The organism is Qingshengfaniella alkalisoli, assembly GCF_007855645.1.
Lineage (GTDB): Bacteria > Pseudomonadota > Alphaproteobacteria > Rhodobacterales > Rhodobacteraceae > Qingshengfaniella > Qingshengfaniella alkalisoli.
In genome coordinates this window covers 946,885-962,909 of the sequence record NZ_CP042261.1, presented here as the reverse complement: position 1 = coordinate 962,909, position 16,025 = coordinate 946,885, and the positions used below count along the sequence as shown (strand labels likewise).

The 16,025-nt window shown below is 59.6% G+C and carries 12 protein-coding genes; 9 read left to right on the top strand and 3 right to left on the bottom strand.

The features are described from left to right. The first annotated feature begins 22 nt into the window (after positions 1 to 22). The 9 genes from dusB to hflX all read left to right on the top strand — a co-directional run bounded on the left by dusB (position 23) and on the right by hflX (position 11,820). A complete protein-coding gene (gene dusB, locus FPZ52_RS04955) occupies positions 23 to 1,006 on the top strand; it encodes a tRNA dihydrouridine synthase DusB (protein ID WP_420851702.1) in 984 nt (327 codons plus the stop codon). Beyond that, on the top strand, positions 1,003 to 2,085 hold the full coding sequence (locus tag FPZ52_RS04950) for a two-component system sensor histidine kinase NtrB (RefSeq protein ID WP_146364267.1): 1,083 nt from the start codon (positions 1,003 to 1,005) through the stop codon (positions 2,083 to 2,085). Before dusB ends, FPZ52_RS04950 begins: the two co-directional genes overlap by 4 nt. Further along, on the top strand, positions 2,085 to 3,461 hold the full coding sequence (locus FPZ52_RS04945) for a response regulator (protein ID WP_146364265.1): 1,377 nt from the start codon (positions 2,085 to 2,087) through the stop codon (positions 3,459 to 3,461). Before FPZ52_RS04950 ends, FPZ52_RS04945 begins: the two co-directional genes overlap by 1 nt. 88 nt (positions 3,462 to 3,549) lie before the next feature. Beyond that, entirely contained in the window at positions 3,550 to 5,799 is a 2,250-nt protein-coding gene (locus tag FPZ52_RS04940; RefSeq protein WP_146364263.1) for a sensor histidine kinase NtrY-like, read from the top strand. A gap of 27 nt (positions 5,800 to 5,826) precedes the next feature. Beyond that, a complete protein-coding gene (gene ntrX, locus FPZ52_RS04935; protein WP_146364261.1) occupies positions 5,827 to 7,257 on the top strand; it encodes a nitrogen assimilation response regulator NtrX in 1,431 nt (476 codons plus the stop codon). Further along, the gene (gene trkA / locus FPZ52_RS04930) at positions 7,254 to 8,630 is read left to right on the top strand and encodes a Trk system potassium transporter TrkA (protein ID WP_146364259.1); all 1,377 of its coding nucleotides are present in this window, start codon (positions 7,254 to 7,256) and stop codon (positions 8,628 to 8,630) included. Before ntrX ends, trkA begins: the two co-directional genes overlap by 4 nt. Next, the gene (locus tag FPZ52_RS04925; protein WP_240804407.1) at positions 8,617 to 10,152 is read left to right on the top strand and encodes a TrkH family potassium uptake protein; all 1,536 of its coding nucleotides are present in this window, start codon (positions 8,617 to 8,619) and stop codon (positions 10,150 to 10,152) included. The genes trkA and FPZ52_RS04925 overlap by 14 nt, the downstream gene beginning before the upstream one ends. 148 nt (positions 10,153 to 10,300) lie before the next feature. Next, complete coding sequence (gene hfq, locus FPZ52_RS04920) at positions 10,301 to 10,534, top strand: RNA chaperone Hfq (protein ID WP_146364257.1); 234 nt, start codon at positions 10,301 to 10,303, stop codon at positions 10,532 to 10,534. Continuing rightward, positions 10,531 to 11,820 (top strand): GTPase HflX, encoded by a 1,290-nt coding sequence (hflX, locus tag FPZ52_RS04915; RefSeq protein WP_146364255.1) that lies wholly within the window; start codon positions 10,531 to 10,533, stop codon positions 11,818 to 11,820. Before hfq ends, hflX begins: the two co-directional genes overlap by 4 nt. Here the strand turns inward: hflX and FPZ52_RS04910 are convergent. From FPZ52_RS04910 to hemB, 3 genes are all read right to left on the bottom strand, one after another. After that, positions 11,817 to 14,303 carry a penicillin acylase family protein gene (locus FPZ52_RS04910; protein ID WP_146364253.1) on the bottom strand — a complete coding sequence of 829 codons (2,487 nt, stop codon included), beginning with the start codon at positions 14,301 to 14,303 and terminating at the stop codon, positions 11,817 to 11,819. The two genes, hflX and FPZ52_RS04910, sit on opposite strands and share 4 nt — an antisense overlap. Positions 14,304 to 14,333: 30 nt before the next feature. After that, on the bottom strand, positions 14,334 to 14,888 hold the full coding sequence (locus FPZ52_RS04905) for a lipid-binding SYLF domain-containing protein (protein ID WP_146364251.1): 555 nt from the start codon (positions 14,886 to 14,888) through the stop codon (positions 14,334 to 14,336). 98 nt (positions 14,889 to 14,986) lie between these two features. Continuing rightward, on the bottom strand, positions 14,987 to 15,985 hold the full coding sequence (hemB, locus tag FPZ52_RS04900; RefSeq protein ID WP_146365661.1) for a porphobilinogen synthase: 999 nt from the start codon (positions 15,983 to 15,985) through the stop codon (positions 14,987 to 14,989). Between the last annotated feature and the right edge of the window lie 40 nt (positions 15,986 to 16,025).

Below are 16,025 nucleotides of genomic sequence, written 5' to 3'. Positions count from 1 at the left end.
AAAGTGCGCAAGGATTAATCACTTGGTCGTTCAACTGGCAAACATGCAACTGAATCCACCGGTTCTTCTGGCGCCGATGGCGGGGATCACCGATCTGCCCTTTCGGCAATTGGTGTCCCGTTTCGGCGCAGGTCTGGTCGTCAGCGAAATGGTTGCGAGCCAGGAAATGGTGCAGGCCAAGCCGGGCGTGCGTGAGCGGGCCGAGCTGGGTTTCGATCAGGGCAACACATCCGTTCAGATTGCTGGCCGTGACGCGCAATGGATGATGGAAGCTGCACGGATGATCGAAGCCAATGGTGCGGGACTGATCGACATCAATATGGGCTGTCCCGCCAAAAAGGTGGTGAATGGCTATTCCGGATCCGCCTTGATGCGCACACCCGATCACGCATTGTCGCTGATTGAAGCGGTGGTGAATGCCGTTTCCGTTCCCGTGACGTTGAAAATGCGGCTCGGCTGGGACGATGATGCGCTCAACGCGCCTTATATCGCAAAACGCGCGGAAGCGGCCGGCATCCGCATGATCACCGTGCATGGACGGACGCGCTGTCAGTTCTACAAGGGCCGCGCCAATTGGGCCGCGATCCGGGAAACGGTCGACGCGGTGGATATCCCCGTGATCGCGAATGGCGACATATGCTCGGCCAATGACGCGCGCCTGGCGCTGGAGCAATCCGGCGCGGCTGGCGTGATGGTCGGGCGCGGTGCGCAGGGGCGCCCATGGCTATTGGCGCAGATCGCGCGTGAGTTGTTCGACGCACCGCGGGTCGATGTGCCGCAGGGGACGGCGCTGGTTGATCTGGTGCGCGGCCATCACGCTGCGATGATCGACTTCTATGGCGGGCAGCTTGGTTTGCGCGTCGCCCGAAAACATCTGGGATGGTATATGGATCAAGCGAATACGGTGCCGCAGATGCGCCGTGAGGTACTGACGGCAGACACCGCAGACAAGGTTGCACGGCTCCTGCCGCTGGCATTGCTCGAACACAGGGCCATGGCCGCATGAGCAGCAACTGGGGAGATACGCTGTGGAACTCACTTCCAGTTCCTGCCTTGCTGCTCAATGAAGACGACACGATCGCGGATATCACGCCCGCCGCCGAATCTTTCCTGAACATGTCGCGGCGCAGCCTTGCGGGGTCACCTGTCTGGGACAAGCTGATGATCGACGCGCCGTTGGAGGAATCCTTCGAACGTGTGCGCCGCGACAAATCTGACCTGTTCATCAACAATGTGGATGTGGGCGGTGGCAACCGCCCGCCCGTGCAATGCAACATCCAGATCGGTACGCTTAACGATCAGACCGACCGTGTGCTGGTTTTGCTGGAGCCGCGCCAGATCGCCGACCGCATGGACCGCGCACAGTCCGTGAAATCGGCGGCAAAATCCGCTATTGGTATGGCTGAAATGCTGGCCCATGAAATCAAGAACCCGCTCGCGGGGATAACCGGCGCTGCGCAGCTTCTGTCGATGGGGCTCAGTGGCGAGGATCGTGATCTGACGGATCTGATCGTGGTTGAATCGCGACGGATCGTGAAGCTGCTGGAACAGGTCGAGCAATTCGGAAATCTGCGCCCGCCAGAGCGTAAGCCCGTCAATCTGCACGACCTGCTGGATCGCGCGCGCCGGTCCGCAATGGTCGGTTACGCCGCTCATATGAATATCGTCGAGGATTACGACCCCTCGCTTCCCCCAACCTATGTTGATGGCGATCAACTGTTGCAGGTGTTCCTGAACCTGCTGAAAAACGCGGCGGAAGCCGCCGATCCCGACAACGGGGGCACGATCCGCATCCGGACGTTTTACGAAATGTCGCTCAGGCTGCGCCGTCCTGATGGAACGGGCGGGGCGCTGCCGCTTCAGGTCGAAATTATCGATGACGGCCCCGGATTGCCGCCCGACATCGCCAGCGACATTTTTGATCCTTTCGTGTCGGGTCGTGAAAACGGCACCGGGCTGGGGCTGGCGTTGGTGTCTAAAATTATCTCGGAACATGATGGCTGGATCGGTGTAGATAGTGTGCCAGGGCGCACGGTGTTTCGCATCTCGCTGCCGCTTGCACCGCAACAAACGGAGAATGACTAATGGACGGAACAGTTCTGGTTGCCGATGACGACCGCACGATCCGGACGGTTCTGACGCAGGCACTGACGCGAGCAGGGTGCAAGGTGCATGCGACCTCGTCACTGATGACCCTCAAGCGCTGGGTGGATGAAGGCAAGGGTGATCTCGTGATCTCCGATGTGATCATGCCCGATGGCAACGGGCTAGAGATGCTGCCCCAGATTGGCAAGGAACGGCCAAGCCTGCCAGTGATCGTCATCTCTGCCCAGAACACCATTATGACCGCGATTCAGGCGGCCGAGGCCGAGGCCTTCGACTACTTGCCCAAACCGTTCGATTTGCCCGACCTGATGAAACGTGCTGCACGGGCGCTGGAGGTCAAACGCCGTGCCTCCGTCAAGCGCGACACGGAAGCGCGTGACTTGCCGCAGGATCAGGACGACCTGCCGCTTGTGGGGCGCACCCCCGCCATGCAGGCGCTCTATCGCCTTGTCGCGCGGGTTATGAACACGGAACTCCCGGTGATGATCACGGGGGAAAGCGGCACGGGGAAATCCTTGATCGCACGCGCCATTCATGATTTTTCCGATCGCCGCACGACGCCTTTTGTCGTCGTCTCAGCAGCAGATCTCGAAGGCGTCGATGGCCCCGCCACGGTGCTGTCACGCGCGAAAGGTGGTTCAATCCTGTTCGATGAGATCGGCGATTTCGATGAAGACGCTCAGGCCAAGATCGTGCGGATGCTCGACAGTCTTGGCGATTCGGCGCCGCGCATCATGGCCAGTTCCCAAGACGATCTGTCCATCCGCATGGAAGAAGGCGCATTCCGCAAGGATCTATTCTATCGGTTGGGTGGGGTGACGATTAACGTGCCTGCGCTGCGGGAACGGGTGGATGACATCGCGCTTCTGGCTGAACACTTCCTTGCCCGAACAGAGCGCGACGGCGAACCATCCCGCCGCTTCGATGCCGACGCGCTGGACCTGATCCGCGGCTACACATGGCCCGGCAACGTGCGGCAGTTGGAAAACACCGTACGGCGCCTGGTCGCAACCAGTGTCGAAGAGAACATAACGCGAGCGGAGGTCGAACTGGTCCTCGGCAATCAGCCTGCGATGCAACCGATGGGCCGACGTGGCGATTCCGAGAAGCTTTCGGCATCCGTGGCCAAGCATCTGCGTCGCTATTTCGACCTGCATGGTGGAGCGTTGCCGCCGCCCGGACTTTATCAGCGCATCCTGCGAGAGGTCGAAATGCCGCTGATCGAAATCGCGCTTGATGCTACCGGTGGCAATCAGGCGAAATGCGCGGATCTTCTGGGGATCAACCGCAATACGCTGCGCAAGAAGATCACCGACCTTGATATACGCGTGACACGACGCCGGAAGTTGATGTAAAACCGCAACAGATGCGTTGCTATTCGGCAGCAAGTCGGGCAAACGCATACTGTGCGGGGGTATGAGCCTTCGCGGAGTTGGAGGCGAAATGCGCGCTGAACTTGGACGGGCCACGTGGGAACGGCTCAACCAGATTCGCAAGCGGAGGCGGGTGCAGAACCTGGCCACTCTGGGCCTTGTGGCGTTGGGCCCTGCCTTGGTTCTTGCCACATTCCTGGTGCTTGGACCGTTGGCACTGTCCGCGTCATCGCTGCGCCTGCGCCTGGTGGTTCTTGCCGATCTCGTTTACGTTCTGGTCGTCGCGGCGTTGGTGCTGCACCGTATTGCCAAGATGGTCAGTGCACGTCGCGCCAAGTCAGTGGGGTCGCAGCTTCACTTACGTCTGACGGGTGTGTTTGCGCTGGTTGCGTTGGTGCCGACCGTGATGGTGGCGGTATTTGCCGGACTCACGCTGAATATCGGGCTAGAGGGCTGGTTTTCTGAACGTGTCCGCGAGGTGGTTGGCGCATCGCGCTCGGCCGCAGAGGCCTATGAAGAAGAACACCGAAGAAATCTGGAAACGGATGCAGAGGTGGTCGCCGCTGTCATCAATGCCCAGTATCAGCCCAGCTTCCTGATGTCGGATGGCGATTTCCGCCAGATCCTCAGTCAAGCTCAACAGCAGGTGCAGCGCGGACTGAAAGAAGCCTATGTAATTGATGGAACTCCCGAAATTCGGGCGCGCGGCGAACGATCCTATCTGTTTGACTATGAAAGCCCCAACGCCGATGAACTGGCAACGGCCCGCCGTGGTGAAACGGTCATCATCCGTGACTGGGACAATAACGAGTTTCGCGCGCTCATCGCGCTCGACGCTTATGTTGATCGTTTCCTTCTAGTGTCGCGGTCGGTCGATGGGGACATTCTGAACCTGCTCGATGATACACAAAAGACCGCCGCACTTTACGAACAGCTCGAGCGTGAACGAGGGCGGATGCTGTTTGAGTTCGGCCTGCTTTATCTCGGCTTTGCCTTGATACTGATCCTCGCGGCAATCTGGCTGGGATTGTGGTTCGCGGACCGTCTTTCGCGGCCGGTAGGCCGATTGGCCAGTGCCGCGCAGAGGGTTGGTGAGGGCAATCTGGATGTGCAGGTTCCTGAACCGGGAAGCGATGATGAAATTGCAATGCTTGGCCATGTTTTCAACCAGATGACGCGTCAACTTAAAGCGCAGCGTGAATCGCTTCTGGAAAGCAACCGAGAGATCGACGAACGTCGCCGGCTGTTTGATTCCGTGCTGTGGTCGGTGACGTCTGGTGTTGCCGGGATCGATGCGGAAGGGCGCGTGGATTTCATCAACCGTGCGGGCAGTGAATTGCTGCATGTCCGCGAAGGTGACGTGGCCGGACGTGCGATCCTCGAACTGGTTCCCGAATTTGGTCCGCTTCTGGACCAGCTTCGCAGCGTGAAAAGCGAAACTGCCCAGCAGGAAGTCAAGCTGCGCAGGCGGGGAGTGCAGGATATTCTGCTGGTACGAATGGCGGTTCGGCGATCAAAGGATGGTGAACTCGAAGGCTTCGTGGTGGCCTTTGATGACATCACCGATCTGGTGTCCGCACAGCGCATGGCCGCTTGGGGCGATGTGGCTCGTCGGATCGCGCATGAAATAAAGAATCCGCTGACACCCATCCAACTTTCTGCCGAACGCATCACCCGCAAATACGGGCGTCGCTTGGAACCGGCTGACGCCGAAGCACTGGGTCAACTGACAAGTGTCATCATCCGCCAAACCAATGATCTGCGCCGGATCGTGGATGAATTCTCGAAATTCGCACGCATGCCGCAACCGGAACAATCGCGTCAGGATCTGTCCAAGCTGGTGCAGGAAGCAGTCATCCTGCAAAGCAATGGCAATCTGAATGTGACGATTTCCTGCAAAACGCCTGATGACGCGGTTCCAGCGGATCTGGATCCGACCCTGTTGTCGCAGGCTCTGACGAACCTGATTAAGAACGCCATTGAAGCTACGGAAACTTATGTGGAAAAGTTCTCTCCCGAAGGCTATAAACCCGAAGTACGGGTGACACTGAGCATGTTGGACGGAACCGCGCTTCTGACGGTCGATGACAACGGCACCGGCTTCCCCGAAGACCGGGCGCGATTGTTTGAACCTTATGTCACCACGCGTGACAGCGGCACCGGGCTGGGTTTGCCGATTGTGCGGAAGATCATCGAAGAACATGGCGGCAGGATGCGGCTGGAAGATGCACCAGCCTTTGCGGAAGGGGCACATCATGGCGCGCGCGTCAGCGTGACACTGCCGATTGAAACAGAAGCGGTCGCGGATGCGGCGGAATAACAGGAAAAAGCAAGAGCAGGGGCGGTTATGGGCGATATCCTGATTGTTGACGATGAGAGGGACATTCGCGAATTGATTGCGGATATCCTTGAAGACGAAGGCTATACCACGAGGTTGGCTGGCACGTCGGATGAATGCGTGGCGCAGCTTGGAACACAGCTTCCGTCGCTGATGATACTCGATATCTGGTTGAAGGACAGCCAGATGGACGGGATCGACATTCTGACCAAGGTTAAACGAGAAAGTCCCGAGGTTCCGGTTGTGATCATTTCGGGCCACGGAAACATTGAAATCGCCGTGGCCGCGATCAAGCAGGGAGCCTACGACTTCATCGAAAAGCCGTTCAATATCGACCAGCTTCTGGTCGTGATCCGGCGGGCGATGGAAACGTCGCGGCTGCGGCGCGAGAATACGGAATTGCGTCGAACCGATTTCTCGACGGGCGAGATGATCGGATCAAGCGCGACATTCAAGGGTTTGAAATCTCAGCTTGAAAAAGTCACCAAGTCGAATGGACGTGTGCTGCTACGCGGGCCGTCCGGATCGGGCAAGGAAACGGCAGCGCGATTCATACATTCACATTCGCTGCGGGCGTCGAACCCCTTTGTCACGCTGAACTGCGCCTCCGCATCGGCTGAACGCATGGAGCGGCTTCTGTTCGGCAGCGAGGCCAACGGTCAAAAGGTCGAGGCGGGTTTGCTGGAACAGGCCGATCACGGAACGCTTTATCTGGACGAGGTGGCGGATCTTCCGCTGGACACTCAGGCGCGGATGTTGCGGGTGTTGTTGGAACAGCAGTTCCAGCGTGTCGGAGGAACGAGTCAGGTTAACGTCGATGTGCGGGTCATTTCGGCCACCAGCCGCGATCTGGAAGGCGAGATTGCGGCAGGCCGCTTCCGCGAAGAACTGTATCACCGCCTGAACGTGGTTCCGGTGGATGTTCCAAGTCTGGGCGAACGCCGCGCGGATATTCCCGAACTGGCGCAGCATTTCATTGCGGAGTTCCACAAAACCGATGGTTTGCCCAACCGTGAATTGAGCGAGGACGCCGCCGCCTATCTGCAAACCATGCTGTGGCCGGGCAATATCCGTCAGCTTCGCAACGTGATTGAGCGCGTGCTGATCCTCGGTCCCGACGCCGGCGCGATCCAATCGTCCGAATTGCCATCGGACACACCGGCCGATACCAACGATAGCCGCGTTGTATTGTCCGGTGCGGTGGCGCAATTGCCGCTGCGCGAGGCGCGCGAACTGTTCGAACGCGAATATTTGCTGACCCAGATCAACCGCTTTGGCGGAAACATTTCGCGGACGGCCAGTTTCGTCGGCATGGAACGCTCGGCATTGCATCGCAAGCTCAAATCGCTCAACGTCGTCACGACCGCTCGGGGCGGAAGCCGCATCGCAACCGTCGAAGAGAGCGAAGACGAAACGCGACAGGGGAGCGCGGCTGAATGAAAGTCATCATTTGCGGCGCCGGTCAGGTCGGTTGGCAAATCGCGCGATATCTGTCGGGCGAACGCAACGACGTAACGGTCGTCGACAGCAATGAAGAACTGGTGCGGCGTGCGACGGATTTGCTGGATGTGCAGGGCGTCTGCGGCTTTGCGTCCTACCCGGATGTGCTGGAACGGGCCGGGGCGCGGGATGCCGACATGATCATCGCAGCTACCCATGCCGACGAGGTGAATATGGTCACCTGTCAGGTTGCCCATTCCGTGTTCGAAGTGCCGCGCAAGATCGCGCGGTTGCGGGCTCAGAGCTATCTCGATGTGGTCCATTCGGATCTGTATCGACGCGATCACCTGCCTATCGACGTGGTGATCAGCCCCGAAAAGGAAGTTGCGGAGGCCGCGCTGCAACGCCTGTCCGCACCCGCCACCTTCGACATTGAAAGCTTCCTGGATGGGAAAGCGCAGCTTCTGGGAATCGCGCTGGCGGCCGATTGTCCGGTGTTGAACACCCCGCTGCGACAATTGACGGATCTGTTCTCGACCCTTCGCGCCATCGTCGTAGGCGTGCGGCGCGAAGGCAGGTTGTTTTCGCCTGATTCCGGTGACCAACTGTTTGATGGCGATGAGATTTACGTCTTCTGTCACAGCGACGACACGGATCGGACGCTGGAGATCTTCGGCAAAAGCGTCGAAAAGCAGGACCGCGTTGTCATCGTGGGCGGCGGCAATGTCGGACTGGAAGTGGCCAAGCATCTGGAAACCCGTGCCAGCCGCATTCGTGTGAAGATGATCGAGAAGAACCGCGCCGCTGCCGAGCGCGCCGCCGAGGCCCTGGAGCGCACGATCGTACTTCATGGCGATGGCTTGAACGCGGATCTTCTGGCAGAGGCAAATATCCGGGGGGCCGGCGCCATTCTGACCGTAACCGATGACGACAAGACCAATCTGCTGGCAGCAGTGCGGGCAAAATCGCTGGGTTGCCCAATGGCAATTTCACTGATCAACGAGCCGGACCTGATCCCGCTGATGGGGCCGCTCGATATCGACGCCTATATCAACCCGCGCTCGACCACGGTGTCGTCGATCCTGCGCCATGTCCGGCATGGTCGGGTGCGGGGTGTCTACTCCATCGGTGATGCGGAAGCGGAGGTGCTGGAAGCGCAAATCCTGTCCACTGCGCCGATGGCGGGCCAACTTGTACGGGAAATCGACTTGCCCGAAGGTGTGCTTGTCGGACCAGTGATGAAGGGCGAGACGATTGTCATTCCCACCGGTTCCACCCGGATCGAGGAGGGCGATATCGTAACGCTCTTTGTGCTGGCCGATGATGTGCACGAGGTCGAACGGCTGCTGCAGGTTTCCATTGACTATTTCTGACGATCTCTACCGGATGCGCGCACCGCGCGTGCCGATGTTCATCGTCATGATCGGGATCACCTCGTTGGCGATGCTTCTGCCCGCGGCGGTGGCGGCTGCGCAGGGGGATCTGGAAACCGCGCGCCCGTTCCTTTACGCGGGCATTCTGTTTACTGGAATCGCGGTGTTGCTGGGCCTGGCCACGCAATCGACCAACCGATCCATTTCGGCGCGCGGGCCACTGATGTCGCTGATGGGGGCGTTTACCGTCCTGCCCATCCTGTTCGCGTTGCCCGTGATGGAAGCGGTTCAGGGATTGAGTTTTCGCAACGCCTATTTCGAGATGGTGTCCAGCGCCACGACAACCGGTGCAACTGTGTTCGAGGCTGGCCGAAACGTCCCGCCCGCCGTGCATCTTTGGCGTGCGCTGGTGGCATGGATGGGCGGTTTCCTGATCTGGGTGGCGGCGATTTCTATCCTCGCACCACTGCGGATGGGGGGCTATGAAGTCATGCTGACCCGTGCGCAGGTCAATCGTGATGTAACCCTTGGGCGCGCGAACATCGCGCGGCGCCCGCAGGCACGGTCGGTACGCTTCGCCAAGCAACTGGCGCCGGTCTACGGTATACTCACCTTGACGCTGTGGATCGGCTTGATGGTCGCGGGAATGACCCCGCTCAACGGGTTCTGCATAGCACTGTCCACCATATCCACCAGCGGCATCGTTGCGGGAGCAGGCCTGCAGGCCGACGGGGCCGGATTCCTGGGTGAGGTGCTGATCTTTTGCTTCTTCGTCTTCGCGCTCAGTCGACGAACCTTCGCCAATGATCTGCCCGTGTTCCGTAAATGGCAGCATGATCCCGAACTGCAACTGGCGGCGCTTTTAGCAATTGTGGCGCCCTCCATCATGTTCCTACACCATTTTTTCGGTGCCGTGGAATTGAGCAACAACCTTGGCAACATGTTGGGCGTCCGCACGCTTTGGGGCAGCATCTTTACGTCGGTATCTTTTCTCAGCACCACGGGATTTGTGTCCGACAGCTGGTCGGTGGCGCGCAACTGGTCAGGACTGGAAACACCGGGCCTTCTGCTGATGGGGCTGGCGCTGGTGGGCGGCGGAGTCGCGACCACCGCGGGCGGTGTAAAGCTGCTGCGGGTCTACATCCTCTACCGGCATGGGGAACTGGAGATGGCCCGACTGATTCACCCGCATCTGGTGGACAGCCCTCGCCATGGCAGCCGCAAGGTACGCAGCAAGAGCGCCCATGTCGCCTGGTTGTTCTTCATGATCTTTGCATTGTCTGTCGCGGGTGTAATGACGGCATTCTCGCTTGCCGATGTGGATTTCGAAACAGGGTTGGTTCTGACTGTTGCCAGCCTGTCCAACACCGGACCGCTGACGCGTGTGGCCGGCGACGCGCCCATTGTCCTGGCACAGCTATCGACCCCGGCGCAGGCTATCATGTGCGCCGCTATGGTGCTGGGCCGGCTGGAAGCACTCGCCCTGATCGCGCTTTTCAATCCCGACTTCTGGCGGTCATGAAACGGTGCGGGCGTGCAATTATGCCGCATCTTGAGGTTGATCTGAAAGAATTATGCGCGATATCTGGTAACTGCCGGAGCGCAGAGACATAGTTTAAAACATCTAGCGCAACTTCTGCCCGAAAAGACCATTAACAATAGGCGATCAAATGGCGGCTGATAAACAAAACCTTCAGGATGCGTTCCTAAACCATGTGCGAAAAGCCAAGGTTCCGGTGACGATATTTCTGATCAACGGTGTAAAACTTCAGGGTGTAATTACCTGGTTCGATAATTTCTGTGTACTGCTACGTCGTGACGGGCAGTCGCAATTGGTGTATAAGCACGCGATCTCGACGATCATGCCAAGCCAGCCAATCAGCCTATATGAGGGCGACAACTGACCGACTTTGAATATCTGGAACCCGAGGACACGCGCGCTTGGGTTCTGCACCCCGAACTTCTCAACACACCTGCGCCTGCACGACGTAACGCGGGAAATGCGTTGGAAGAAGCCGTTGCGCTTGCCGCGGCGCTTCCCGGGCTCGATGTCATCGGGTCCGAGGTTGTGCGCGTGCGCGATCCACGCCCCGGCAAGCTGTTTGGAACGGGCAAAAGCGAAGAATTGGCCCGCAGTTTCAAGGAAAACGAAATCGAGCTTGTCCTGATCGACGGCCCGCTGACGCCCGTGCAGCAGCGGAACCTCGAAAAGGATTGGAAGGTCAAGATTCTTGACCGGACCGCGCTGATCCTCGAGATCTTCTCCGACCGGGCGCGCACCAAGGAAGGTGTGCTTCAGGTTGAAATGGCGGCTCTCAGCTACCAGCGTACGAGGCTGGTGCGCGCCTGGACCCACCTTGAACGTCAACGCGGTGGGCTTGGATTTGTTGGTGGTCCCGGCGAGACGCAGATCGAGGCGGACCGCCGCGCGATTGACGAAGCAATCGTGCGTATCCGTCGCCAGTTGGATAAGGTGGTCAGGACACGTGAATTGCACCGCGCTTCGCGTAAGAAGGTGCCATTCCCGATCGTGGCGCTTGTGGGTTACACAAACGCAGGCAAATCAACACTGTTCAACCGTGTGACCGGCGCGAAGGTGATGGCGAAAGACATGCTGTTCGCTACGCTCGATCCGACGATGCGATCGATCGAGTTGCCGGATGGACCCAAGATCATCCTGTCAGATACGGTCGGTTTCATCAGTGCGCTGCCCACAGAACTGGTCGCCGCCTTCCGCGCGACGCTAGAAGAGGTTCTGTCGGCCGATTTGATCCTGCATGTCCGTGACATCTCGCACCCTGAATCTGCGGATCAAGCACAGGATGTGCGCGACATTCTCGAAAGTCTCGGCGTGAATGAAGCGACGCCGCAGATAGAGGTCTGGAACAAGATCGATCAGGTCGATCCAGAACACCGCGCGCAGGTGATTTCATCTGCTGAACGGGCCGAGACAGTCCACGCGATTTCTGCGGTTACGGGCGAGGGCATCGACGCATTGCTCGCGACTGTGACGGGCATGTTGTCCGATCCGGTGCATGAGGATCAGTTCACACTGGGTTTTGATCAGGGACGCAAGCGGGCATGGTTGTTCGATGAGGGGCTCGTGGTGAGGGAAGACCAGACCGAGGCCGGTTTCGATCTGACAGTCCGCTGGACGGACCGCCAAAGACGTAGTTTCGAGCGCCTCTAATCGCGCTGCCGTGGCGGGGTGAGCCAGGTCGTTCCGGCCGAGGCCGCGCGCGCCAATTCCGGGTCGAGCGACATGGGCACATACTCGCCGCGCCGCCACAGTTCCCCCAGATTGTCGTAGTAGCGCGACAGCGGGTGTCCCGATTGGCCCGTCGAGATCACGAATAGCGAACTGTCAGGATCGGCCATGTCGTAAATCCCGCGATAGCCCGCGCCATGCACATTCTCGAACGGGTTGGGGCCGCTGCCGCGTGTCACGCCACGCATCAGGGTATTGTCGCCTCCGCTGGTGGATTGGCGGATATTCACGAACCAACTCAGGATCGGGACGTCACCGAGCACGGCGTGATCATGCGTCGCGACATGTACATCGCCCCAGCGCAGGGAGTCGAGCGAGCCGCGGAAGTTTTCGGAAATCCATTGAAGCGCGTCATCCAGCGAGGCGCGTGCCATTAACTCGCAGCTTTCGGTCGGGGTTGATTGCACCACGTCGCACCATACCGATGCGCCATCCACATCACGGAAGACCCGTTCTAGAAACACCGGATCGACACGGGCGAATTCAGAAGTAAGTGTGCCGCCCAACTCATCCGTGATCAGCCTTGCCTGCAGCGCCCGCACCCATGTGGCATAGATCAATGGTTGCGGCAGGTGTTCGCTCATCTCGCCATTCCAGTCAGCAAGCAAGTCCAGCGCATCGCGGCGTCGGCGTTCGACCGTGCCTTCGGCGGCCGCTTCGCCGGTGAACCACAAATCGGCACCGATCAACGGTAAAAGCGTTCGCGCGGTAATGCTGATGGTGTCGAGCTGCACCTCCATGAAGCTCTCACGGGTATGCACCTCGCGGTCCTGCATCAGCTTTTCCCAACGGTGCACACGCTGGCTGTCCCCCCAAGTGTAGCTGACGTGGCGTGGAAATGGACGGTCAACCGTCTTGTTGTTGGTGTTCCCCACGATCCCGCCTGCGGGATCAACCACCTGCGGGTTTTCGGCGTAATCCAGATAGCCTTGCCAATGGTTATCCGCGAGCCAGCCGCGCGAGGGAATACGCCCATAGGTTTCGTGGTTCTCTGATCGGGAGGGCATCGCCCCGATTGTTTGCAATGCGATTGTATCGCCATCCGCCAGCGTCAGGTTCTGCGCGGGCGCTATGAAGTCCCGGCCGGCATCGATCGCCTCGTCCACGCTTTGGGCGCGCATCAGCGCCATTCCCGCCGACATGGATGTGTCCTGCCCATCAAGCGCCGTCCACGCGATGGAAGTGGCATAGCCATCAGGGGTGATCTGATTCAGATCGAACACGTCCGAGGGCAAAACCGGACGATCATCCACCCACCGCATCGTCAGCGTGACCGGAGTACTGTCCTTGACGGGAATGATTGTACGTTCGGTGCGGAAGGGACGATAGCCGTCCTCGGTCAGGTACTCGTCAGGGTTGTCCGGATTTATCTGCTCAAGATATAAATCCGTGTCATCTACATAGGCCGTGGTCAAACCCCAGCCCATCGCGTCGTTGCGGCCCGCCAGAACCAGCGGCATCCCCGGAATGGTGCCACCGATCACGCCGCCCGATTGTAGTTCCAGCCGCGCAAGATACCAGATCGAGGGCGCAGTCAGCCCCAGATGCGGGTCGTTGGCCAGAAGCGTACTGGTCGTTGTGGTCCGATTGGGTGCGGCAGCCCAGGCATTGGACGCACCTGCAAATTCGGCGTGCTTGATCGGTGACAGTGGATCATTGCGAAAATCGGGTTGCGGTCCCTGCGATAACCGCGTCGCGCCATGTTCATGCATCAGTGACGCGAACTCGGGCAGGGCGGCAATGGGTGGCGATGGGTCGTCGGGCAGAATATCCGTCAACCGTTCGGCTGGCAGGGACAGCGCTGCGCGGGCGCGCAGGATCTCGGCATCCATGTGCGATGACAGTTGCAGCGCCATCAGCTTGATCACCGCAAGCGAATCCGCCGGGCGCCACGGTGCGATGCTGGGCTGAAACAGGAAGAACTCCGGCGCCCCGCGACCGCGCGCGCCGTCATTGACCTGTGCAAGCCACGCATTCACACCTGCGGCATAGGCTTCCAGCGCCGCCTTGGTTTGATCGTCCTGCACCGCGAAAGATCGCTCCGCCAGCCGGTACAGATCCAGCCGCCGCATCGTTTCATCGATGCCTATTGTTCGTTCCCCGAACAGTTCCGACAAACGACCCTGCGCCGTGCGACGCATCATGGTCATCTGCCACAGCCGGTCCTGCGCATGCACGAATCCCAGGCCGAAGAACGTGTCTTGATCCGTTTCACCGAAGATATGGGGAACATTGGCGGTGTCGCGCACGATCTCCACCGGGGCCGCGACACCCGCAACCGTGTAGTCCTCGCTGTAATCGGGAAGAGATCGCGCGGCCAGGTAATAGACCCCGGCCACAGCGATGGCGGCACAGGCAGAAAGCCCGATGAACAGCCGGAACATCCAGCGGAATACTCGCGTCACGCGATCGCCCCCTCAGTGTGGTCGTCTAGGTTACCGCAGGATGCGGGTGTACTTCGTGCCTTCGAGCGCCGCGCCGACGCGCAGTCCTTGCTGGGCGAAGACAAGCGCGATCACTGCACTTTGGCTTTGCGTGCTGTCGGCCTTGATGTTGCCGCTGTAGTCGCCACCGACATATTCGATGTCGCCCCCTGCGGACCAGCCCGGAGATGTCCTGAACCGCAGCAATGCGTCAGGGCTCATGAAGAACAACGTATGCGCATACTGCTGCGCACCGATCTGAAGTCCGACACTGGCTTGGGTCGCGGAATAGTGATCCACCGTCACGCCATTTACCAGAAGCGCGCCTTCGCCGTAGCTGCCGCCCACGAAGAAGCCAGCTTCGGCCACCAGCGGCATCACCAGCATGCCGGCGGAATTATCGGCCAGCGCGCGCGTGTCGGGATAAGTGCGGTACATGTAGTCCAGAGTCGCCTGAACGCGCTGATCGATCACGCCGGCCCCGTTGGAACCCACGGAATTGTCACAAGCCGCCACACCGGTCGCGACTGCGCCCAGCATGAAGCCTCGGCGGGAAAAAATACTCATTGCTCTGTGCCTCTTGTTTATTCTTGGCGATCGCCCTTAGCGGGCGAATTGTGCCCATGATACCCCAAGCTGTCCGGAGTGTCATGGATTTTGGAACATCACCCTTGCAGGCGGCGGGCAATCTCTGGCGCGAAATAGGTCAATATTCCGTCACATCCTGCCCGTTTGAACGCCGTCAGGCTTTCGATCATGACTTTATCGCGATCAAGCCAACCGTTTTTCACTGCGGCCATCAACATCGCGTATTCACCCGACACCTGATAGGCGAAGGTCGGGACACCGAAACCGTCTTTAACACGGCGGCAGATATCCAAGTATGGCATGCCAGGTTTGACCATGACCATATCCGCGCCCTCATCCAGGTCGCGGGCGATCATCCGCAGCGCCTCGTCGCCATTCGCCGGGTCCATCTGGTAGGTGTTCTTGTCTCCCTTCAGCGCGCCGCTTGCACCCACGGCGTCGCGGAACGGACCATAGAAGCCGGATGAATACTTGGCCGAATAACTCATGATCGACACGTTGCTATGGCCATTTTCTTCCAGCGCGTCACGCATCGCGCCGATCCGGCCATCCATCATGTCGGACGGGCCAAGGATGTCTGCCCCCGCTTCGGCCTGCGCCAGCGCCATACGGGTCAGCGCGGCCACGGATTCATCGTTCACGACATAGCCATTGCGCACGATCCCGTCGTGACCGTTGGCGTTGTAGGGATCGAGCGCGATATCCGTCATCACGGCGATTTCCGGCACGGTGCGCTTGATCGCGCGGATCGTTCGATTCGACAGGTTGTCGGGGTTCCACGCCTCTTCGCAGCTCTCGGTCTTCAAGGACGGATCGGTATACGGAAAGATGCAGATCGCAGGGATGCCCAGGCCAACGGCCATTTCCGCCGCCGCCACGGCGCGGTCAACGGTCAGGCGCGACACACCCGGCATGGATGGGATAGGGGTTTCGTCGTTTTCGCCATCTCGCACGAAGATCGGCCAGATCAGATCGTCGACGGTCAGCGTGTTCTCACGAACCAGTCCGCGGATCGCGGGAGAGCGCCGCAAACGGCGCGGGCGGTGACGCAGATGCTGGGCGAAATCGTCGGTCATGGGCGTGTCCTTGCTGGGGATGCGTCTGGGTGGCATGGAT

Bases quoted from the DNA above. Each gene is read 5' to 3' on its own strand.
- FPZ52_RS04950 (WP_146364267.1), top strand. From the start codon at position 1,003: ATGAGCAGCAACTGGGGAGATACGCTGTGGAACTCACTTCCAGTTCCT.
- FPZ52_RS04945 (WP_146364265.1), top strand. From the start codon at position 2,085: ATGGACGGAACAGTTCTGGTTGCCGATGACGACCGCACGATCCGGACG.
- FPZ52_RS04940 (WP_146364263.1), top strand. From the start codon at position 3,550: ATGCGCGCTGAACTTGGACGGGCCACGTGGGAACGGCTCAACCAGATT.
- ntrX (WP_146364261.1), top strand. From the start codon at position 5,827: ATGGGCGATATCCTGATTGTTGACGATGAGAGGGACATTCGCGAATTG.
- trkA (WP_146364259.1), top strand. From the start codon at position 7,254: ATGAAAGTCATCATTTGCGGCGCCGGTCAGGTCGGTTGGCAAATCGCG.
- hfq (WP_146364257.1), top strand. From the start codon at position 10,301: ATGGCGGCTGATAAACAAAACCTTCAGGATGCGTTCCTAAACCATGTG.
- FPZ52_RS04905 (WP_146364251.1), bottom strand. From the start codon at position 14,888: ATGAGTATTTTTTCCCGCCGAGGCTTCATGCTGGGCGCAGTCGCGACC.
- hemB (WP_146365661.1), bottom strand. From the start codon at position 15,985: ATGACCGACGATTTCGCCCAGCATCTGCGTCACCGCCCGCGCCGTTTG.